Raw genomic sequence first — 21,787 nt, 5'->3', positions numbered from 1 at the left:
AGTTGTAAGTGTTGTGATTACAACCAATAACCAGGAGGACTTAAAATGAAAATAGCAGTAATTGGCGCAAGTGGAAAAGCAGGAAGTTTGATTGTTGATGAGGCAATTGCCCGCGGACATGAAGTTACAGCATTCGTCCGAAATGCAAGTAAAGTCAAAAATAATAAAGCATTCGTATTTGAAAGCGACTTGTTTGATTTAAAACCAGAAGATTTGGAAGGGTATGATAGTGTTGTTGATGCATTCGGTTTCTTTGGAGACGATCAAAGCGTGCATGTTACATCACTTAATCACATCGCAAATCTCATAGCCACAACACCAACACGTCTTTTAGTTGTTGGCGGTGCGGGAAGTCTTTATGCGGATGAGGAATTAACAACTCAATTAATGGATACAGAAGGATTTCCGGTGGCATATCTACCTATGGCATCGAATATGGGAGAAGCACTCAAACAACTTCGAATGAGAAGTGATGTAAAATGGACATACATCTCACCGGCTGCGGATTTTAGAGCCGATGGTGAACGAACTGGATCCTATACTCTAGCCGGCGAAATGCTAACATTGAATAGTAAAGGCGAAAGTACGATTAGTTATGCTGATTATGCCATTGCAATGGTTGATGAAATCGAGCATGCACAACATATTCAAGAACGTATTTCTGTCGTTTCTAAATAAAATTTATTCCAAAAGAAAGAGTATCAATGATACTCTTTCTTTCTATTTTCAAGTCGAAAAATCAATCTTAATACCGTCTTAATACCGGTGGTGTTAGAATACTTTTATCTTTTGAAAAGAAGGGGAATAAAATGAAGAAATATGACAATGACTCAGTCTACAAAGTTACGCCACAAGATGTCTACGAACATCTTGATGTTGATCGTAATGGATTAAGTACTGATGAAGTAAAAAAACGTCAACACGAATACGGAAAAAATGTGCTAAGAGAAGTGAAAGGGGAACCAACGTGGAAGAAATTTCTACATCACTTTTCCAGCTTGATGGCTATTTTGTTATGGTTCAGTGGGGGAATCGCAATCTTTGCTGATATGCCACAACTGGGTATTTCAATTTGGCTCGTCAATGTCATCAATGGTGTCTTTGGTTTCTGGCAAGAATTCCAAGCAGGGAAAGCTACGGATGCATTGAAAAAAATGTTGCCTTCATTTGCGCGTGTCGTACGTGATGGTGAAGAACAACAAATTCTTACTGAAGAATTAGTTGTGGGTGATATTTTAATTATTGCAGAAGGCGATCGTATCTCCGTTGATGCGCGTCTTGTTGAATGCAGTGATTTGAATGTCGATCAATCAACCTTAACCGGTGAATCGAATCCTGTTCGTCGGAATGCAGACGCTGTTTTAGGTGATGATTTATCACGATTTGAAATTCGCAACTTAATTTTCGCTGGAACTTCAGTTTCAAGCGGAACAGGAAAAGCAATCGTTTATGCAACGGGGATGAATACGGAATTTGGAAAAATTGCGGATCTTACCCAAAATATGAAAGAAGAAAAAAGTCCACTCCAACAAGAACTGGATGTTCTTACCAAACAAATCTCAATAATCGCAACATCCATTGGGATTCTCTTCTTCATCATCTCGGTATTCTTTGTACAGGAAACACTTGCGAAATCATTTATCTTTGCATTAGGAATGATTGTTGCATTTATTCCAGAAGGACTTTTACCTACAGTGACACTTTCTTTAGCAATCGCTGTTAAACGAATGGCTAAAGAGAACGCATTAGTTAAAAAATTATCAGCTGTAGAGACACTGGGTTCGACCTCAGTTATCTGTTCTGATAAAACGGGAACATTAACCCAAAATGAAATGACTGTCAGCAATGTCTGGACACTAGATCATGAATATGATGTCAGTGGTTTAGGATATGCGCCTGAAGGTCAGATTACACTCGATGGTGAAGCAATTAAAGTGTATGACCATGCAAACCTTCAAACAATCCTTCGTGCTGCTGCATTGTGTAGTAATGCGAAAGTAGTCGCTCCGAATGAAGACAATGATCGTTATACCGTCTTAGGTGACCCAACAGAAGCATGTTTGGGTGTTGTGGCACAAAAGGGTGGCATTAATCTTGATTCCTTAACCACAGAGGCTTTACGCCTTCGTGAACTTCCTTTTGATTCAACCCGTAAACGAATGACGACGATTCATGATTATTCCTACAAAATTCATGGTGATCAACGCATTGCTTTTGTAAAAGGAGCACCTCGTGAAATTCTTGAAATCTCAAGCCACGTAGAGCGTAATGGCGAACGTGTGGCAATGGAATCAGGGTTCTTTGATGAAGCAATGGAAGCAAATGATATGTATGCTCGAAATGGATTGCGTGTTTTAGCAGTCGCTTATCGTGCTTTAGATCATGAAACATCTCTTCCCAACACGATGAGTCAATATACACCTGAGATTATTGAAGATGATCTTACATTCTTAGGACTTGTCGTTATGTCAGATCCAGCACGTCCCGAAGTTAGTGATGCCGTAAAAATCTGTCATGATGCAAGTATTCGTATTATAATGATTACAGGAGACTATGGACTTACTGCTGAAAGTATTGCTAAGAAAATCGGCATTGTTAAAACAGAACACCCACGTGTTATTACTGGATCTGAACTTTATAAGTTATCAGATGATGAGCTCAAACGCGCATTAGAAGATGAAGTCATCTTCGCTCGTGTAGCACCTGAACAAAAATATCGCGTTGTTGCAACTTTACAAGAATTAGGTCACATTGTCGCGGTAACGGGTGATGGTGTCAACGACGCTCCAGCACTTAAAAAAGCAGATATTGGCGTTGCCATGGGAATTACCGGTACCGATGTTGCGAAAGAAGCAGCCGATGTCATCTTAACCGACGATAACTTCGCATCAATCGTTAAAGCAGTTGAAGAAGGTCGTGCGGTCTATAGTAATATCCGTAAATTCTTAACCTATATTCTTAACAGTAACATGGCAGAAGCCATTCCTTCAGTTGCGTTTCTATTATCACGTGGTGCAATTCCATTGCCACTTACAATCATGCAAATTCTTGCAATTGACCTTGGAACCGATATGCTACCAGCACTTGGACTTGGAACCGAACAACCGGAAGAAGGTATTATGAACAAACCGCCACGTAAACGTGGTGAAGCTCTCTTAAACAAAAAGACCTTCATTATCGCATTCTTCTGGTACGGTCTCATCCTTTCAGCCTTTGCAATGTTTGGTTACTTCTTTATTTACTTTATGCACAGCAACTGGCCACAAACAAGTTTACTTGCAAATGGCAATGTGTACCGCCAAGCAACCACAATGGCACTTGCAATGATTGTCTTTGGTCAAATTGGAATGGTACTCAACTGTCGTACAGAAAATCAATCAATCTTCAAACGCGGTATCTTTACCAATAGCAAAGTTCTAATTGGTATCGCTGTTGAAATAATCTTGATTGCATCGTTAATGTACATACCAGCATTACAAAATATCTTTGATACTGCGCCTTTGGGTTGGATGGAATGGATGATCTTAATCCTTGTTCCAATTCCTGCTATTTTATTGGATGAATTACGTAAAAAATATATTCGCAATAACATCGTGAAAGGATAATTGATGATGAAAATTATTATAATTGGATGTGGACGTATGGGAACTGAGCTAATCCACACATTAAGTCAAGACAACAATGATATCGTAGCTATTGATACGAATACGGATGTTTTAAATCGCTTACCCAAGTACAACAACGTTACGTATATGTCAGGTGTTGGCTTTGACAAAGAAGTTCTTGAAAATGCAGACATTAGTCATGCAGATGCTGTAGTCTCATGCACGGATAGTGATGAAACCAATGCATTAATTGGTCGCATTGCTCGGAATCTTTATTCGGTACCAAAAGTCATAGCACGTCAGTATAACACTAAAAATGCTGTGATCTATGCGATGCTCGGTGTTCAAACCATTTCGACTACGGAATGGGGGACACGACGTGTTGTTAAATTGTTAACAAAAACTGATATGGATAGTATTGCAACAATTGGTAATAGTGATGTTGAAATTATAAAATTAAGAGTCACTCCGTTGCTGATTGGAAAAAATATTGACACTGTCAACAATTTAGGCGTACAAGTTGTTAGCGTACTCCGTAACAACAATGCATTTATACCGGAACGTGGTGCAGTACTTGAAGCAAACGATGAACTCTATGTAGCAGTTCAAAATAATGACCTAGACACACTTAAAAGTGTCCTCGGTCTTTAGGGGGACAGACGATGAAAGCGATAATTATCGGTGGTGGCCAAGTAGGGTCATATGTTGCAAAATTACTCTTACAAAATAACTATGAAGTATCAATTATTGAGAATCGGGAAAAACCATTAGAAAAAATTAAACACGATTTTACTGAAGACATGCTTGTGCGTGGAACGGGTAGTGATCCTGACACACTCGAACGTGCGGGGATACATCAAGCAGATGTCGTTGTTGCGGTCACAGGAGAAGACCAGGTCAATCTTGTTGTCGCAACGATTGCAAAATATGAGTATGGGACTAAACGTGTCATTGCTCGCGTCAATAATCCTCGAAATACATGGTTGTTTAATCAATCAATGGGTGTGGATGTTGCGGTTAATCAGGCAGACTTAGTATCACGTATCGTTATGGACGAAATTGATATGAAGAGTCTTTCGACGCTTCTTAAAATCAATAAAGGAAAAAATTCTATTGTTCAGATGGGGATTCAAGAAGGATCACAAGCTGCCAATAAAATGATTAAGGATTTAGAATTACCTGAAGATACAGTATTAATTACTTTAATTCGCGAAGACGAAGCAATTGTAATAAACGGTAGTGTTGAGCTTAAACCGAATGATACGGTGATCGCCCTTACCAATGAAAAAGGACAATTTGTCCTGAATGATTTGTTCTCAAAATAAAAAGGACCCTGAGGTCCTTTTTTTATTACAACTGTTGACGGCTGCGCTTAATATATAGAGATAGGGTGATTGCAAGTCCTGATATGATGAGTAGTGTTCCGATAGTTTGGAATGACCGACTGTCAATACCGGTGTTCGGTAATTTTTCTTCTACATCAGGTGTTGTGATTTCAGGATTAATAGGATCAACTGGATCAACAGGATCAACTGGATCGACAGGATCAACTGGATCGGCAGGATCAACTGGATCAACTGGATCGACAGGATCAACTGGATCGACTGGATCGACAGGATCAACTGGATCGACAGGATCAACTGGGTCTACAGGATCAACTGGATCATTTTTGGTCCATTTGGCATAGAGTACAGTATCGCTATCAACTAAAGTTGTAAAATCATACTGGGAATCCAAGGAAGATGATGTATACCACCCTGCAAATGTAAATCCATCATATGTTGGTTCTTGTGGAACGATTGCTTGAGTATTTTTATCAATAGTTTGACTATCGACGTTTGATCCACCCATACTATCAAACGAAACTGTTACAGTTTCAACGAGATCACTCAAGTCAAGAACAAGGCGGTATCTTGTATACAAGTAAATATTGTCATCAGGTAAAAGCCCCCCACCTGATTGTGTTTCCTCGTAAGGAATGTTGGTTGATGCATTGAATGTTCCAACTTGTCCAGGATGATTCACAAAATCAACAACACCATTCGAAATATCGAATTCTTTTTTCATTAAGGAATATTGAAGTTCGGTTAAGTAGAGATTGATTGAATTAAAGTTAGTTGAATGGTCTTGATTTTCTGAATTTGTTTCGACGATTGTACCATCCGGCAACACATATTCTATGAGCACTGGCTCGTAGAATTGCTCAATTTCCTCATCACTCAACTCGAAACTAAAGTTAGGGTAGAATTCAATTGATGAATTGGTTTCGTGATATTCGTAATCAGAATCCAGTGCTAATTTATTATCTTTATCGAGGTAAACAAATTTATTTGGGTTGTCCATTGATACACGATACATTGTCACCCCATTCTTATCGACTGCAACAGGTCTTGCGAAGACTGTATTGTATATTTCACCTGCATTGATGCTAATGTATATGGGTAAGTTTTGAACGTGCCATTCCATCAAGAAAGTCTGATCAAACAAACTTAGACTATAGTCAAAATTTAATTGTAATGGGTAATCGCGTGTAAGCGTAGAATCAAAGTTCATCGCATTGAGATAACGGACAATTTCACTTTCGTAGAAAGCGACATGATTCTTATTGTTCAAATTAGAAGCTACGTACCATTCAAAATCAATCCATTGTTCGAGATGTTCAACAGGAACAATATCTTTAAATGTTAGATATTCGATATGCTTCAGTTCGCTTAAATAAGCGAGCGAGCTACCAGAGACTGGTTTTCCTTGATCAATCCCAATCGTTAGTGTACTTATATTTGAAAGGTATTGAATTCCGCGATAGTCATAAACAGAGAGGTTTTCATAACTATCAGTTTCCTCATTGAAGTAAAAGTCTGAAGAAACAAAAGTATGGATATCGAGCAAGTCTAAATCACTAATAGGACCTGAGATTCCGTAGTTATGTTCGAGTACATTCAGCAAATCATCTGAAAATTCGTCACGACTTATTTCGGTGCCCCATCGCGCGTACAGGGTTATATCTTCTGTTATTCGATCCCACCAATAATGCATAGATTCGAAATTTTCATCTGTATACCACATAAAAAATAGTGCCCCATCTTTTGTAGGATTAAACTGAGTTGTGTCCAATGCAGAATTCTTAGGGATTTCAATTTGTGATTCTGACATAATACCACCGTTGAGTTCAAAAGTGACGGTGACAGTCTCTGCTTCTTTATTTAGATTTGGGTGATCATTCTCTGCTGTTGGTTCCAATAACTCATCTGCAAGGGTGTCATTTTTTTCAATGGTTTGGTCAGAGTTTGATTGAACCGTAGTTTCCATTGTATCGGATATTTTTGATTTTTCTTCTTTGTTTTCCTCAGCTTTGAGTGGTGTAAATGCTGCAGTTGCAAGAATAACCATACAAAGTGTACTTACTGAAATTACAAATTTTTTCATTTTTTTGTCCTCCATTTAGTATCGAAATAAGTCATGTTAAATTTTGCACAATGTTTGTTTCGATACACAAATATTAACGAAAAATTAAAAAAGTTTGGGTTTGATGTAATAAATACCGCTTTTGATGTCATAAACGACACTTGCTAATTAAATATTGTGTCCAAATTAGAGCTGAATGTTAAGACAGGATTAGAAAAAACGGGACTAAATATAATCAGTAAAATGAAAAAACAATTAAACACATGGATATAGCAATCATCTGATAGCGGTTTCAGTTCTTATTTCGGTACAATATCGGTGCACAAGCGTGTTAAGGAGGAATTATGAAGTTTAGAAAATTGATGTTATCCCTTATGATTTCATTCATGATGATGGGAACATTTGTACCCGTTGCTGCTGAAGAAAGCACCAACACGTCACAAACAATCTACTATATTGATAATTTACTTGGAAATGATACCAACAGTGGAACTGCACCAGATCAAGCGTGGCAATCCTTAGAACGTGTGAATGAGCATGTGTTTGAACCAGGTAATCAAATTCTATTTAAACGAGGCGGAAACTGGAAAGGGGGACTTGCACCTCAAGGAAGTGGAATCCAGGGCAATCGTATTGTTATTGGAGCCTATGGCACAGGAGCATTACCGCGAATCGATGGTAATGGCGTTGAAAATACCATTCTCTTAAAAAATCAAGAACATTGGGAAATTGGTCATTTAGAAATAACCAATGAAGATCTAAATGGCTTAGTGCCACAATCACCACGACGTGGCGTTCATCTTTTAAACGTTAATTATGGCGGTGAGCATCTAACGGAGCATAATACAAAAACTACCACAACTTTAAATGACTTCTACATTCATGATTTGTACATCCATGACGTCAAGGGTGAAGATAAAAAAGATGCAAAAGGAAGTTCTGGGATTCAGGTGACTGTAAATATTCCAGATATGGTTGATGGAAAAATTCATAATAAGGACAGCATTAATCAACGGACAACCTTTGACAATATTGTGATTGAAAATAATATAATCGAAGATGTCCATCGTTCAGGAATTCTATTTTGGACTGACTGGAAAAATAGAGACTTACTCCGACCAGAAGACCCTGCTTTCAATGAAAATTCAGTTACACCATGGACACCAATTACAAATGTTAAAATTCGTGGAAATAAACTTTATAATATTGGAGGCGATGGTATCGCACCGCATATGACGAAAGGTGCGCTTGTAGAGTATAACTTCTTAGACGGTTATAACTTAAAATCAACAGGTTATAATGCAGGTATGTGGGTATGGAACGCAGATGATACATTGTTCCAATACAATGAAGTAACCGGAGGCTTCTCAACACGAGATGGAATGCCATGGGACTTTGACCAAGGGTCTCAAGGCGTCGTTTATCAATACAACTATTCTTATAATAATGATGGTGGTACGTTGCTATTATGTGCTGAAAGCCGTGGTGGTGTTAAAGATGGAACTTTTAGATACAATATTAGTTACAATGATAAATATCAAACATTCACTGTTTGCCAAGGAAACAATCTTGAAGGCATTAATATCTACAACAATGTCTTTTATATTGATGAAACCATGAATACCGCACCTCTTGTCAATCAAGGGGGAAATGTTCAAGCAAATATTTATAATAATATTTTTGTTAATAATGGACGTGGTGGTTACGCAACAAAAGCACGTTGGGAGTACTCCAATAATATCTTTGCTGGAAGTAATGTTCCGAAACCTAATCAAATTCCAGGTAGCAATCTGGTGGGTGTTGATCCAATGTTTACGGATATAACCTTCCCAGGTACAGTTCTTGATAAAGATATGGAAACCCGTGATATTACCGATTGGTCTGCACTTGATGGATTTAAAATTAATGCTGCATCTCCAGCGGTTAATGCAGGTCGATTTGTAAGCCTTGATATCAACAAACATCCTGGAACAGCAGGAACCGATTTCTTTAAGAACTCAATTCATGATGGAAACGTTGTTTACAACGGGTTACCAGATATTGGAGCCCATGAGTTTTCAGATACTAAGTTTGAGAATGTAACACCATTTATACCGGCAACAGTAATTGAACCTTCCATTCCAGCGTTCGAAGTAAAGCTTGAGAATGGAACATTTGAAGATACAACGAAGCATACAAATAAAGATCCTTGGAACTTCCAATGGAATGGCGCAATTACTACCAATAATCCATTTGAAGGTAAGTATGCAGGAGAGATAAAGGCTGTTAATGGTGGTGCCTCAATCGAACATATTATTGCTGTTGCGCCAAACACCGAATATCAAATTGATGCGATGACGATGAGTGGCGATCCAAGTCAAAAATTGACGCTTGGCGTGAAATGGAAAGATAATCAAGGTAAAGAAGATAAGCAGTTTGTTGAAATTAAGCATACTGAATATCAACCAAGTACCATAACATTCACGACACCTGAAGGTGTGAATGCAGTGACTTTGTATTATTATAAAGCATCGGGCCCCGCTATAGCGTCGTATATTGACAATGTATCAATTAAAGCCGTTGTTAAAGTTGATACCGCTGAGTTAGCAACATTAATTCAAGAGGTTGATGCGATGAATACATCATTGTATACTCCAGAAAGTATGACGGTACTAAAGGCATTAACAGATAATGCACAGCAACTGTTGCAAAGTGAGTCATTGACTCAAGATATCATTGATAATCTAATTTTGGAAATACAAAAGGCAGTAAATAATTTAGTAAAAATTGACCCAGTTGACCCAGTTGACCCAGTTGACCCAGTTGACCCAGTTGACCCAGTTGACCCAGTTGACCCAGTTGACCCAGTTGACCCAGTTGACCCAGTTGATCCAGTTGATCCAGTTGACCCAGTTGACCCGGTTGACCCAGTTGACCCAGTTGACCCAGTTAATCCAGTTGACCCAGTTGACCCAGTTGATCCAGTTGACCCGGTTGAGCCAGTTGACCCAGTTGATCCGGTAGCACCGAGTGACCCAGAAGTACTAACTACGAATGAAAGCACAAAAGCGGATACACATACATTACCGAACACGGGTATGAGTAACATACTTCCAATTAGTGCCCTAACAATCTCAAGTCTTGGTGTTGTAATAGCACTTGTAGCAAGAAGAAAACATAAATCATAATATCAAAAGGGGATTATCTGCCCCTTTTTTGGTAATTGAAAACGTCGTTTCAACGCTCGAGCAATGCAAATGTGCTAGAATGAATAAAAAGGAGCCGTAAAATGGATAAACATAAAGCATTTATGATGGAAGCATTAGCGCTTGCAAAACAGGCAATGCAATGTGGTGATGAACCTTTTGGAGCACTCCTCGTGAAAGACGGAAAGTGCGTTGCCACATCGATGAATCGGATAAAGTCGGTCACAGATCCAACAATGCATGCGGAACTTGCATTGATTAGTGAATTCTGCCGTCAAAACAAAATCATAGATTTATCAGAGTATACACTTTACACGAGCTGTGAGCCGTGTTTCATGTGCTCTGGTGCAATGGTGTGGTCAACGTTAGGAACACTTGTATTCAGTGCAGGAAGTCGTGATTTGAATTTAATTTTGGATGAACCACAGGTTAATAGTAGCGAAACAGTCTTTATACATTCACATTATCAACCTGAAGTCATTAAGCATGTTCTTCATGAGGAAGGTATCGCAATTCTAGCGTCTTATTTTAAATAGTGAAAGGAAAATACTGTAATGAGTGTACATTATTACTTGGATTGGTATTATGACACGATGCCATCGAACATTCAAAAATCATTGCAGCAAACCATTCTCCACCGTGAGACAATTGCTTTGATTTCAGGAGATCCTCTTTATTATGAAGGCGAAAATCCACCACTTGCAGAACGCGAATGGCTGCTTCAAGCAGGTATTGAGTTTAAAAACTATGTTTTTGTTGATAATAAATTAAGTGCTGAAGAAGCACGCAGGGCGGTTAGTCAAGCATCTGTTGTGTTTATTCTTGGTGGATACAATCTTGAGCAAAAGAAAATGATAGATGACCTTGAACTTGATGATGTGATTCGCAATCACGAAGGTGTAATTATCGGAACCAGTGCTGGTGCCATTAACATGAGTGAAAAATGGATGTGTTCACCACGAAATAAATATAAAGTTAAGGAAGCATCACTTCAAGAGGGCTTAAGATTAAATAAATTATCATTCGAACCTCATTTTGATTTAGAAAATCATGACTACCTTGACATGGATCTGATGCCATTTTCATATGAACTTCCTATTTATGCTCCTACAAAAAATGGTGCGATTAAAGTAGTAAATGGCATTGTGGAGGTACTTGGAGACGTCTATTTATTATCAAAAGGACAAATTCAGAGAATCAAATAAAAAGGGAATTCAAATTCCCTTTTTATATTCTAACGTAGATAAGTATCAAACAAAGCGTCATTATAGGCGTCGGCACCGTCTAAGTTTGAACTCTTGAATACGGGTGGAACGATACTTTTACGCACAAGCTCGTCTACAACATTCACAACAAGTGTCTGTGCAATCGTTAAACCGATAATATTACTTAAGGCACCGGTTGGGGTTTCGAATCCTTCGATGTAGAATGCAGCATCGCCTGCGGGTGAAAGATTATCAATGGTAATATCTGCGATTTCAAACATTCGAAGGCCACTCTCATGACGGGATGTGGTGTGACTTGAGTGTTTCAAGGATGTAATTGCAATAACATGCATTCCTAAGGCTTTGGCCTCTAAGCACATTTCAACTGGTACATTATTTCTACCAGAATTGGATGTAACAATAATAACATCTCCAGCGCGAGGATTATGAAGTTCAAGTATTGGTTTGGCATAACCAGAGATGCGTTCTATTTGAGTGCTTTTTCCGACGGTACCGTGAAGCATAAGTTCTGGTGGTAAAATTGCTTCAATCGGTGCAAGTCCCCCAGCACGCGCATAGAACTCTTCGGCAATCATATGAGAGTGACCACTCCCAAAAGCGAAGACGCGATTTTCGCGAGCAAGTGCATCTGCAATGCATACGCTTGCCGCATCAATTGCTGGTGTTTGAGTTGCTGCGAGTTCATTGATAGTTTTGTTTATGTAGTCAAGATAAGTGTGTGTTTGCATTTAATGTGCCTCCATAGTATTTTTTATAAAATGTATCATGCGTTCTGCCTCACCACGATCAATTACACTAGCATACGATTCATAGGTTTTTTGGTCAAAGGATTCGCATGAAGTGAAATAGGATAAATATCCGTTAGCAAGTGTCACAATCTTTGTATTGTCTAAGGTAAAAGCGTGTGATAGTTCTGCGGGTATTGCCACGATACGTAAATTCTCGAGCTCGATAATTTGAAGATGTATGGGAATTACGGAAGGTGGATTCGATGATAGGAAACTCCGTTCAAGTATTAATCCATCTAATTGGGTAAGTATGTGTGGATTTTCGGATTGTTTATACGCTAATTGGAGTTGTTCAATTTGAAGGTTGTGATTCGAAGATTGTGATTTAGTTTTCAAATCATAATAGAAGTCAACGACATCAATATGGTTCAGTGTGAAAGGAACAGCTGAGGATCTCAGTTTAATAATCTGTTTCCACAATATGTGTCCCATTCGCTCGATTTCGGAATATGAGGATTCCTGTCGGGTGAATCGGGTGCTTATATCAGCCGAAGGTCCATTCATAAACAAGAGAATATCTATATCTTTCGCAAGATCAAGACCATAGAGAAGATCTTTACTATACAGTTGATTTTGATTGTTTAAAACAGTTGGATGACAAGGGAAAGAAAGCATCATAGTTGTCTTCGTGGATGTTTTAAACTCAATAAACCATAATGAATTGTTGATTGTATTTTGAGGATTGATACGATGTGTCCACAAATTCTCAATAGCCCCTTCAGCAAACGTTGCTTCAAATGGTTCCATCGAAGATAGAGATTTGTCGATAGCATCGAGGACTTGCCGTGTCACAAACTCAAGGTAAGTATGATCTATATCTTGAAAGACATTTTGCATTCCGTGGAGCACGGATGATGTATCTAATGTACCAACCGGACCTGCATGGGTGTGTGATGCAAAAATAGAGATTGTGTATTGATCGGGTAACTTGCGCTTAATATTACGATAAAGATTATCGTCAATACCAATTAGGTCTAGTGATACAAAGATATGTGTATCGATAATGACTACTGTTGCATTTAAAGAATCATGACTACCTAAAGATGGGCGGTGACCCATGTAACCGGATAAAGGTAAAAGTTCATGCGGAACAATGGAATTTACTGCGGAACCTATTCTCATAAAGTACCTCCTAAAATCATCATATACAGTTGTTTTCAACTTGTCAATACAAGTTGACTTGAAGTGTCGAAGAAGGGTTGCTATAATAGGTCTATGAAAAACAAATATGAAGTCGTAATAGACTATATTAATCAAAGGATAGATTCAGGTTTCTACAAGGCACATCAAATGATTGACTCAGAGAATGAGCTAGCAGAAATCCTTAATATTTCACGAGTTACAGTTCGGCGGGCGATTGATGAACTTGTAAGTGAGCGGGTTTTATATCGACAACACGGACGAGGTACTTTTGTTCGAAGTATGCCATCATATAAAGAATTTCGTAATGGTGTTGGATTCACACGGGAAGTACTTCGTCGCAACGAAACACCTTCCTCTAAAGATGTTGAGCTGCGTCGTATTTTTGCAAATGAAGGTATTGCACATCAGTTACAAATTATGGTTGGAGATCCTGTATGGGAGGTTAGACGAACACGATGTGCCGATGATGTTCCAATTGTCTGTGAACATGTGTACTTTCCAGAAAAACTTGTAGGAAGTCTTGTCGAAGAGGATCTAAGTGGATCGCTCTATGCGCTACTAGAGTCAAGAGGTATTCAATTCGATTATGCTGATCAGTCACTTCAAGCAATTCTTGCTGACGCATCGTTATCGGAGCAACTTAACATTGCAGTCGGTGATCCTTTAATCAAAATGGAAGTTATCGCATACATGGAGAATGGGACGCCCTTTAATTCCGGGAGTTCATATTATCAAACATCAAGTTTCAAGCTTTATCAAACTGTTTTTAATTCTTAAAGCACACCGAAAGGTGTGTTTTTTTATGATTGAACATAGGAATAAACCACTTAATCACAAAAAAGTGCCTCAAAGACATTTTGCGAATGTTATACATTGGGAACATGATAATATACGAAAGGAAAAAGATTAGAAAGAACATATTTGATACTAGAGAGGTGAGTTATGAAAAAAAATGTGATAATAAGTTGCTTGCTATTAACAATGATGACAGGACATATTTCAGCAGATAGTGGTTGGTATAACGAAGGATGGTCGAACATAGATTTTGCTGGCAAAGCGTGCAATTCCAAGACAACCGTCTATAGTCCAAACTACGAATATATACGGACATGGGTAAAAATGGGGAATCGACGACATACCAACACAAAATATTTTCCAAATGAAGGTGATTCGGTTCATACCTGGATTGTTGGACGCTTCGACCAAACATGTGAATATGGTGGCGATGCAGATGATTAGATAATCTGAACGTAGAATGACTTTTGGGAGAAAATATGAAAAAACATATAGGATTATGGATTAGTAATTTAATAGTTTCAAGTGTAGTTATCACATCAACGTATGCGCTCATTCATCTTGGTGTGAAGCACTGCACTAGAGACTCTATAGCTCGAAGTTCGTGTTCAATATTTACGTTTATAAGTGAACAGAAGCTCCTTTCTCTTTTGATTGTTTTAGTGATAGCATCTGCAGGTTTGTTTTTCTTCAAAGTTTTAGAGTATTGGATTTTTATAACAAAGGATATCTATAAGGTACAACGGCTCGTTGGATACAGTCTCTGTGAACAACGGAGGTACATGGTTCGAAAAATAATCATACATTATCTATCTAGTTTTGCAGGCGCATTTATGCTGTTCTTCATCATAATTCGTCCAGTTGTAAGTACCGTAGTGATTAGTGGAATGGTTGCTATCGTGATAGAAAGCGTTGCTACACTATGGGGAATAACCAAAATTTTGATTGAGATTGATAAGCCAGACGAGCACGTAAGCTCCGAATCCATGCGTTATATATCGAAATCGTTTACTGCTGGATTAAATATCATGCAAGTAACATTAACCTTAGTGGTAATTGCGTTCTTTGCAACTGTGCTTGAAAATAAATTAAAAGATACAAAAGCATATCAGCAGTACAGTAATAATGAAAACCTACATGCTATACGCTTGATCGAAGATAGCGGTCCTAACAATATGTTCGTTCATAAACTACGTAAGCAGACACCAGAAGAGAATGCATCGTTTCTTAATAATTTTAGAGCAATGCTTATTGACCACGAACAGGATATGTTTACTTTTTATGAACCTGCTGGTAGTGCATCGTCAACCCTTAAAGTGAAAGTTGATCATTACTACAGTTCCAGTGAGTATGTAATGAAAGCCAATGAGATTCAAGTCGCTTCAGGAAGAATGATCAAAGATGACGATTTTACAAGCATTAGAGAACCAATCCCAGTTTTGATTGGAGCTGATTTGTCCGACAAATTAGTCATTGATCAAATGTATCAAATGATGGGAAATACGTATCAGGTTGTAGGTATTATGAAAGCAGGAGAAACTGTTTTAGCACCAAGTGACTTTAAATCAACAACGGTAAATAAAAGTATCATTGCACCGTTCAATCCGCGTTTAATTCGCGACGATACGCTTAAATATCATGAAGCAATCTATAATAATCTTTATGTCAAAAATATGGACATATCGGAACTAGAGTTCAAGATTAAAAAGATATCGATGAGCTCGTTAAAACATGAAGCTGTAGATATTAAAGACTCAGTAACGAAGACGCATCAAGCTGCATTGAAAATTGCATATTTTTGGTTAGTGTTAGCGTTGGTTTTCTTAATATTTGTACAATTCACCTTTACGAGCAGTGCAATTATGGATATTGATAAAAAAGCATATCGAAATGCTATTTATCTGAAATTGGGATATCGCGTAAGGTATATCATCTACAAAACAATAATACCAACTATAATCTATTGCTTGGTGGGGTATATCGTTGCAGGTGCACTAATTACTGTCATGGGGATTTACTCGGTTACGTACGCATTCTTAGCGATTTCTGTATGCTTCACAATTATTGGAGCAACGGTTATATGTCTCCAAATCAAATATAAGAAGCAATCATTGATTAATGACATGGTCGCACATGAAGACTAAAATAAAAATGAATGTAACCGCTATCGAATTTCATTGCATGACTGTTGGAGACATAGTATGATTGACACAATAAATACGTAACAAGAAAGGATCTACTATGAATCGGATAATAGAAAAATTTGATACCTTAACTGAAAGTGAACGCCGTGTATGTAATTACATTGTGCAAAATATGCATGAGGTAGAAACCATCAATATTAATGAATTGGCTGATAAATCATTAACCTCAAAAACAGTTGTAATTACAATGTCTCAGAAGCTAGGTTTTTCGGGTTTTTCGGATCTAAAGTACTACATTAAGACCTACAATGCGTCTCAACATGAGCATATTACGACGGAGGCTTTCAACGATTCAGTCATTGCGCTAACAAAAATGACGGGTAACTTAGTGAACTACAGTAATTTACAAAAATCTGCTGAAGCAATACTAAATGCTAAAACGGTTTATATTGCTGCAAGAGGAACATCAAAATCAGTTGCACAGCATCTTAATCATTTATTATTAACTATTGGATTAAAATGTATTATTCTAGATGATTATAATTTGCTATCAATTATCACGCCGACAATTGATCCTCGTGAAGTAATTATTTTAATTTCATTATCAGGAGAAACACGAAAAATAGTAGAAGCAGCTAAAATTGTTAAGTCACGAAATGTTCCTATCATTTCCATTACATCGTTCACACATAATGTTCTTGCTAGAATGTCTGATATTAATCTGTACACTGCATCAGATTCAGTGGCTACAGCAACGAATGATGGAATATCTCGAGTTGGGATGTTTATGATTGTCGAGATGCTCGCAAACGAAATTTTGTATCAGAAAAATCCGACCTAGGTCGCAAGACACGACCTAGGTTTTCTAATGCGTCCAATTCCGTGAGAATTAAAGAGTAAGCGGTTACGAAGTTTTGTATTATGGTCTTAGAAACGTGATATACGTTACAGGAGGAAGAAGATGTTCAAGAAGTATAGTAAGCAAATTCAGACATTTGGTCGATCACTGCTTCTTCCAATTGGAGTTTTAGCTCCGGTTGGAATGATTCTTGGTATTAGTGGTGCGTTCGTACAACCGTACATGATTGATAAATTACCATTTCTCGGAAATGAAGTAATTCAAACAACTCTGAAAAGCACACGCACGATTATGAGTGTTGTCTTTGACAACATTCCATTACTATTTGCAATGGGGGTTGCATATGGTATGAGTAAGCGCGATAAGGGGATCGCGGTCTTTGCATCCGTTGTTGCCTATTTAGTCCTTATCATTACGATGAGCGTATGGCTCACGGTTACTGGAAATTTAGCAGATCCAGAACTTATCTCACAAATGGGGCAAATCAAAGTGCTCGGTGTTCAAACCATGAACTTGAACACAGCAGGTGGAATCTTTGCCGGATTAATGGCAGCATGGGCTACTGACAAATTCTACAACTTAGAATTACCGATTGCGTTTGCCTTCTTTGGTGGAAAAAAATCTGTTCCAATTATTACATCAGCACTTATGATTGGATTTGGTTTGTTAATTCCATTTGTGTGGCAGTTCTTTGTCCAGATGTTAACGCATCTATCGGTTGTCATTCTTAGTCCACTCGGACCACTCTTTACAGCAGGTGGAGAACGCTTGTTCATTCCATTTGGTTTACACCATATCTGGAATGCAATGTTCCGCTTTACCGAAGCTGGTGGAACATATGTCATTAATGGTACAACCTTTGTTGGTGTTGTTCCTGCGATGCAAGAAATTCTATTCAATCTTGGACCTAACAGCGAATATTGGTCAATGATGCCGAGCCTTACACGTTTCATGGCTCAGCAACAAATGTTGGTTACGTTGTTTGCTTTCCCAGCAATTTCATTGGCGATGTATCATACAGCAAAACCAGAAAACAAAAAATTTGTAAAACCATTACTGATTACTTTATGGATGACAGCGTTGCTTGGAAACGTCACTGAGCCTCTTGAATTCACATTCGTGTTTATAGCTCCATTCTTATATGTAATCTATGCACTCATAATCGGTATAAGTGCAGCAATCCTACCACTCTTCAATGTTGCGATTGGTTATATTCGTGGAACTATCTTCGATTTTGCAATCTTTGGATTAATGTATGAAGATACACAATGGATTTACTTTGTTTTAGTGGGATTAGTGATGGCGGTCGTCATGTATTTTGTATTCCGTTGGTACATTCTCAAGTTTGATATTAAGACACCGGGACGTGAAGATGAACAAAATCTCGACAATACACTTATCAAAGAGAAAAATTATAAACGAATTGCTGAATTAGTAGTTGAAGGGCTCGGTGGAAGCGGAAATATTGCCCATGTTGATAACTGTATTACTCGACTTCGCATTGATGTTGTAGATACCCAATTAATTAACAATGATATCTTGAAGGAATCTGGAACGACAGGTATTTTCCTTCCTTCAAAAAACCATATACATATTGTATTTGGTCCATTAGTAGAGTTTGTGCGTAATGCAGTAGATGATGAAATTAGAAAGTAGTGATAATCGTGAGACAAGCATATTCAATCACAATAGTAGGGGCAGGAAGTTCCAGAACTCCCGCTCTTGTAGGATCAATAGTGGACTACAAAGAACGTTTTCCACTGAAACAGGTAGTATTCTTCGACATTAACAATGATCGTATGAGTAAAATGGATGATTATATTCGATTGGTGTTGGCACAAGAAATGCCGGACACCGAAGTTATCTTTACTACCGATAAAGCAGTTGCCTATCAACAAGCGGATGCAGTACTCGTACAAATGCGTGCTGGCGATACTCACATGCGTAGTTTGGATGAGAAAATTCCATTACAATTTGGTCTTGTTGGCCAGGAAACATGTGGTCCGGGTGGCTTTGCATATGGCATGCGATCCATCGGTGCTATGGTTGAAATGGTTCATGACATACGAGCTGTTAATGAAGACGCATGGATTTTAAACTATACGAATCCAGCGGCTATTGTAGCTCTCGCTCTCCATAAAATCTTTCCGAACGATAAGCGATTGCTGAACCTTTGTGATCAGCCATACTCAATGATGCGCTCATATGCAAAAATTCTAGATGTTCCGCAGGAATCTTTACGAGCAACCTATTTTGGGTTGAATCATTTTGGATGGTTTACGGACATATATGATACTGACGGAAATTCACATTTTGATGTCTTAAAAGCGTTCTTAAAAGATAATGAATTCAAACCCTATAATGCTGAACAACGATCGGCATCATGGCTTGAAACATATAAACGAGTCAATAAATACCTTCAATTTTTCCCAGAATATTTACCGAACACTTATCTTCAATATTACTTCTTTCCAGAAGAAATAGTTGCTGAAAGTAATCCAACATATACTCGTGCGGATGAAGCGAAAGATAGTCGTGAAAAAGAAGTATTTGAACTGTGTGCTCAAGCAGTTGGTCGAGATACACTCGGTAATCTTGAAATTTTAACTGGATCTGTTTTCGGTAACTTGATGATTGAGATTGCGGAGTCGATTCTGCATGATCTGAACAACGAGTTCGTGATTATGGTTCCGAATAATGGATTAATTCCAAATTTCCCTCAAGAAGCAATTGTTGAGCTTGCGGGAAGATTAGGCTCTAATGGTCCAGTATGTAAACCTTATGGTGACATTAAACCGTTCTACAAAGGGTTAATGGAAGGGCAATATGCTTACGAATTGTTAACAGTGGAGTCATGGATTGAGCGTGATTATACTAAAGCACTCCAAGCACTAACCTTAAATCGTAGTGTGGTTGATCCGCAAAAAGCCAAAGCCGTTTTAGATGCACTCATGGAAGTCAATAAACCGTATTGGACTCTTGAAATGAAATGAGTAGAGCATTAGATTTACACGATAAACTTCGCGGAAAACTAACTGTTGAGGCAAAGTGTGATATACAAACTGCAGATGATTTGGCGTTAGTTTACTCACCAGGAGTAGCAGACCCATGTCTCAAAATTAAAGAAGATGTGGATCAAGCCTATACCTATACATGGAAACAAAATACAGTTGCGGTTATTTCTGATGGTAGTGCAGTTCTCGGGTTAGGAAACATTGGACCCGAAGCCGCATTACCAGTTATGGAAGGAAAAGCAGCTCTTCTCAAGCGTTTTGCGAATATTAACGCAGTTCCAATTGTTTTAGATACTCAGGATACGGAAACGATTATTGAAGTATGCAAAGCGATTGCTCCTGGATTTGGTGGCATCAATCTTGAGGATATTTCCGCGCCTCGCTGTATTGAAATTGAACAAAGGCTAGAAAAAGCACTCAAGATTCCAGTTTTTCATGATGACCAGCATGGAACCGCGATTGTGACGCTTGCAGCACTCATTAATGCGTTAAAACTCGTCAACAAATCTGTAGATTCAATAAAAGTCGTTGTAAGTGGAACCGGTGCTGCAGGGAGTGCAATTGTAAGACTCCTAAAGGACTACGGTATAAAAACTATCTACGCATTTGATGTTCACGGAATCGTTGCTTTAAAAACTGCGACCACAGAGCATCAAAAGATGATCGCGACCTTAACAGAAAATCAAGATGATTTGTTTACGATGGACGAAGCGTTGGTGAATGCGGATGTATTTATTGGTGTCTCCGCCGGAAACATCATAAAAACATCAATGATTAAACATATGGCGGAGCACGCAATTGTCTTTGCAATGGCTAATCCAATACCTGAAATTTCCTATGATGATGCACTTGATGCCGGTGCCATGGTTGTTGGAACAGGGCGCAGTGACTATCCCAATCAAATTAACAATGTTCTCGTATTTCCGGGTCTTTTTAAAGGGCTACTTAAAGTTAAAGCGATTTCTGTTCCGCAATCAGTGCATATTGCAGCGGCCCAAGCAATTGCCGAATGTATTGGTGATATAGAATTAAGTGCAACAAATATCGTGCCTTCAGTGTTTGATCCACGCGTTGTAGATAATGTAGCGGACGCCGTTGCTCGTACGGTCATGACACTCAGAAAAAAAGGAGTGAATATATAATGTTTAAGAAATTATTTGGAAAAAAGGAACTTGAATTTTTTGCACCCGTCACCGGGAAACTTGTTCCATTAACCGAAGTATCAGATCCTGTTTTCGCATCCTTTGCAATGGGGGATGGATTTGCAGTAATTCCAACGACTCATGAAATCTATGCTCCTGTTTCAGGGACTGTTGTTGCTGTATTTCCAACGAAGCATGCGATTGGCATAAAAACACCAGACGGTACAGAAGTGTTAATCCACATTGGAATTGATACAGTGACACTTCAAGGAAATGGCTTTAAAAATTTCGTTGATGTTGGCGATGAGGTCACAGAGAATTCAATGATTGCAACGGTGGAATTAGCGCTGCTTCAAGATAAGAACATTGAGGCAACGACAATGGTCATTGTAACGAATCAACCGACCTCACGGTTTATGGTTGCTGAGAATCATCAAAATGTAAACCAAGGCCAACTAATTAACCTTCAAAAAATATAAAA

Annotated in this window: 18 protein-coding genes; 15 read left to right on the top strand and 3 right to left on the bottom strand. The window is 38.3% G+C overall.

Annotation, left to right across the window (positions count from 1 at the left end; genetic code table 11):
* Positions 1-45 precede the first annotated feature (45 nt).
* The 4 genes from GVV19_RS06520 (at position 46) to GVV19_RS06505 (ending at position 4,930) form a co-directional block, all read left to right on the top strand.
* Complete coding sequence (locus GVV19_RS06520) at positions 46-678, top strand: NAD(P)-dependent oxidoreductase (protein WP_159646517.1); 633 nt, start codon at positions 46-48, stop codon at positions 676-678.
* A gap of 131 nt (positions 679-809) precedes the next feature.
* Entirely contained in the window at positions 810-3,605 is a 2,796-nt protein-coding gene (locus GVV19_RS06515) for a cation-translocating P-type ATPase (RefSeq protein ID WP_159646515.1), read from the top strand.
* 6 nt (positions 3,606-3,611) lie between these two features.
* Positions 3,612-4,256 carry a potassium channel family protein gene (locus GVV19_RS06510; protein ID WP_159633168.1) on the top strand — a complete coding sequence of 215 codons (645 nt, stop codon included), beginning with the start codon at positions 3,612-3,614 and terminating at the stop codon, positions 4,254-4,256.
* Between the two features lie 11 nt (positions 4,257-4,267).
* Positions 4,268-4,930, top strand: coding sequence for a potassium channel family protein (locus GVV19_RS06505; protein WP_159646513.1), 663 nt, complete (start codon positions 4,268-4,270; stop codon positions 4,928-4,930).
* A 25-nt stretch (positions 4,931-4,955) separates the two neighbouring features.
* Here the strand turns inward: GVV19_RS06505 and GVV19_RS06500 are convergent, their stop codons facing one another.
* Positions 4,956-7,031: an InlB B-repeat-containing protein gene (locus GVV19_RS06500; RefSeq protein WP_159646511.1), complete on the bottom strand. Its 2,076-nt coding sequence runs from the start codon at positions 7,029-7,031 to the stop codon at positions 4,956-4,958.
* Between the two features lie 323 nt (positions 7,032-7,354).
* Here GVV19_RS06500 and GVV19_RS10760 point away from each other — a divergent pair, with 323 nt between their 5' ends.
* From GVV19_RS10760 to GVV19_RS06485, 3 genes are all read left to right on the top strand, one after another.
* Positions 7,355-10,177 (top strand): carbohydrate binding domain-containing protein, encoded by a 2,823-nt coding sequence (locus GVV19_RS10760; protein ID WP_201288194.1) that lies wholly within the window; start codon positions 7,355-7,357, stop codon positions 10,175-10,177.
* A gap of 101 nt (positions 10,178-10,278) precedes the next feature.
* A complete protein-coding gene (locus GVV19_RS06490) occupies positions 10,279-10,731 on the top strand; it encodes a nucleoside deaminase (RefSeq protein WP_159633159.1) in 453 nt (150 codons plus the stop codon).
* A gap of 18 nt (positions 10,732-10,749) precedes the next feature.
* Positions 10,750-11,400: a Type 1 glutamine amidotransferase-like domain-containing protein gene (locus GVV19_RS06485; protein ID WP_159646509.1), complete on the top strand. Its 651-nt coding sequence runs from the start codon at positions 10,750-10,752 to the stop codon at positions 11,398-11,400.
* A gap of 29 nt (positions 11,401-11,429) precedes the next feature.
* On the opposite strand, the gene GVV19_RS06480 is transcribed toward GVV19_RS06485, so the two are convergent.
* Both GVV19_RS06480 and GVV19_RS06475 read right to left on the bottom strand, forming a co-directional pair.
* Positions 11,430-12,149 (bottom strand): SIS domain-containing protein, encoded by a 720-nt coding sequence (locus GVV19_RS06480; protein ID WP_159646507.1) that lies wholly within the window; start codon positions 12,147-12,149, stop codon positions 11,430-11,432.
* Positions 12,150-13,331, bottom strand: a complete 1,182-nt coding sequence (locus tag GVV19_RS06475; RefSeq protein WP_159646504.1) for a hypothetical protein — start codon at positions 13,329-13,331, stop codon at positions 12,150-12,152. It abuts the gene before it with no gap.
* A 93-nt stretch (positions 13,332-13,424) separates the two neighbouring features.
* On the opposite strand from GVV19_RS06475, the gene GVV19_RS06470 reads away from it, so the two are divergent.
* The 8 genes from GVV19_RS06470 (at position 13,425) to GVV19_RS06435 (ending at position 21,785) form a co-directional block, all read left to right on the top strand.
* Positions 13,425-14,129, top strand: a complete 705-nt coding sequence (locus GVV19_RS06470) for a GntR family transcriptional regulator (protein ID WP_159646502.1) — start codon at positions 13,425-13,427, stop codon at positions 14,127-14,129.
* 165 nt (positions 14,130-14,294) lie between these two features.
* The gene (locus tag GVV19_RS06465) at positions 14,295-14,591 is read left to right on the top strand and encodes a hypothetical protein (RefSeq protein WP_159641684.1); all 297 of its coding nucleotides are present in this window, start codon (positions 14,295-14,297) and stop codon (positions 14,589-14,591) included.
* Between the two features lie 338 nt (positions 14,592-14,929).
* A complete protein-coding gene (locus tag GVV19_RS06460) occupies positions 14,930-16,291 on the top strand; it encodes a hypothetical protein (protein ID WP_159646500.1) in 1,362 nt (453 codons plus the stop codon).
* Positions 16,292-16,388: 97 nt separating this feature from the next.
* Complete coding sequence (locus GVV19_RS06455) at positions 16,389-17,132, top strand: MurR/RpiR family transcriptional regulator (protein ID WP_159633140.1); 744 nt, start codon at positions 16,389-16,391, stop codon at positions 17,130-17,132.
* A gap of 120 nt (positions 17,133-17,252) precedes the next feature.
* Positions 17,253-18,806: a PTS transporter subunit EIIC gene (locus GVV19_RS06450; RefSeq protein WP_159633137.1), complete on the top strand. Its 1,554-nt coding sequence runs from the start codon at positions 17,253-17,255 to the stop codon at positions 18,804-18,806.
* Positions 18,806-20,143, top strand: coding sequence for a family 4 glycosyl hydrolase (locus GVV19_RS06445; RefSeq protein WP_268891704.1), 1,338 nt, complete (start codon positions 18,806-18,808; stop codon positions 20,141-20,143). The genes GVV19_RS06450 and GVV19_RS06445 overlap by 1 nt, the downstream gene beginning before the upstream one ends.
* Positions 20,140-21,306: an NAD(P)-dependent malic enzyme gene (locus GVV19_RS06440; RefSeq protein ID WP_159646498.1), complete on the top strand. Its 1,167-nt coding sequence runs from the start codon at positions 20,140-20,142 to the stop codon at positions 21,304-21,306. Before GVV19_RS06445 ends, GVV19_RS06440 begins: the two co-directional genes overlap by 4 nt.
* The gene (locus GVV19_RS06435) at positions 21,306-21,785 is read left to right on the top strand and encodes a PTS sugar transporter subunit IIA (protein ID WP_159646496.1); all 480 of its coding nucleotides are present in this window, start codon (positions 21,306-21,308) and stop codon (positions 21,783-21,785) included. The genes GVV19_RS06440 and GVV19_RS06435 overlap by 1 nt, the downstream gene beginning before the upstream one ends.
* Positions 21,786-21,787: the final 2 nt, after the last annotated feature.

The organism is Erysipelothrix anatis, from assembly GCF_009828745.1.
Lineage (GTDB): Bacteria > Bacillota_I > Bacilli_A > Erysipelotrichales > Erysipelotrichaceae > Erysipelothrix > Erysipelothrix anatis.
The sequence above is the reverse complement of the archived record's forward strand: the minus strand, read 5'-3'. Positions and strand labels throughout refer to the sequence as shown.

Coding starts and splice junctions, on each gene's coding strand:
- GVV19_RS06520 (WP_159646517.1), top strand. CDS start 46: ATGAAAATAGCAGTAATTGGCGCAAGTGGAAAAGCAGGAAGTTTGATT.
- GVV19_RS06515 (WP_159646515.1), top strand. CDS start 810: ATGAAGAAATATGACAATGACTCAGTCTACAAAGTTACGCCACAAGAT.
- GVV19_RS06510 (WP_159633168.1), top strand. CDS start 3,612: ATGAAAATTATTATAATTGGATGTGGACGTATGGGAACTGAGCTAATC.
- GVV19_RS06505 (WP_159646513.1), top strand. CDS start 4,268: ATGAAAGCGATAATTATCGGTGGTGGCCAAGTAGGGTCATATGTTGCA.
- GVV19_RS06500 (WP_159646511.1), bottom strand. CDS start 7,031: ATGAAAAAATTTGTAATTTCAGTAAGTACACTTTGTATGGTTATTCTT.
- GVV19_RS10760 (WP_201288194.1), top strand. CDS start 7,355: ATGAAGTTTAGAAAATTGATGTTATCCCTTATGATTTCATTCATGATG.
- GVV19_RS06490 (WP_159633159.1), top strand. CDS start 10,279: ATGGATAAACATAAAGCATTTATGATGGAAGCATTAGCGCTTGCAAAA.
- GVV19_RS06485 (WP_159646509.1), top strand. CDS start 10,750: ATGAGTGTACATTATTACTTGGATTGGTATTATGACACGATGCCATCG.
- GVV19_RS06480 (WP_159646507.1), bottom strand. CDS start 12,149: ATGCAAACACACACTTATCTTGACTACATAAACAAAACTATCAATGAA.
- GVV19_RS06475 (WP_159646504.1), bottom strand. CDS start 13,331: ATGAGAATAGGTTCCGCAGTAAATTCCATTGTTCCGCATGAACTTTTA.
- GVV19_RS06470 (WP_159646502.1), top strand. CDS start 13,425: ATGAAAAACAAATATGAAGTCGTAATAGACTATATTAATCAAAGGATA.
- GVV19_RS06465 (WP_159641684.1), top strand. CDS start 14,295: ATGAAAAAAAATGTGATAATAAGTTGCTTGCTATTAACAATGATGACA.
- GVV19_RS06460 (WP_159646500.1), top strand. CDS start 14,930: ATGGTTCGAAAAATAATCATACATTATCTATCTAGTTTTGCAGGCGCA.
- GVV19_RS06455 (WP_159633140.1), top strand. CDS start 16,389: ATGAATCGGATAATAGAAAAATTTGATACCTTAACTGAAAGTGAACGC.
- GVV19_RS06450 (WP_159633137.1), top strand. CDS start 17,253: ATGTTCAAGAAGTATAGTAAGCAAATTCAGACATTTGGTCGATCACTG.
- GVV19_RS06440 (WP_159646498.1), top strand. CDS start 20,140: ATGAGTAGAGCATTAGATTTACACGATAAACTTCGCGGAAAACTAACT.
- GVV19_RS06435 (WP_159646496.1), top strand. CDS start 21,306: ATGTTTAAGAAATTATTTGGAAAAAAGGAACTTGAATTTTTTGCACCC.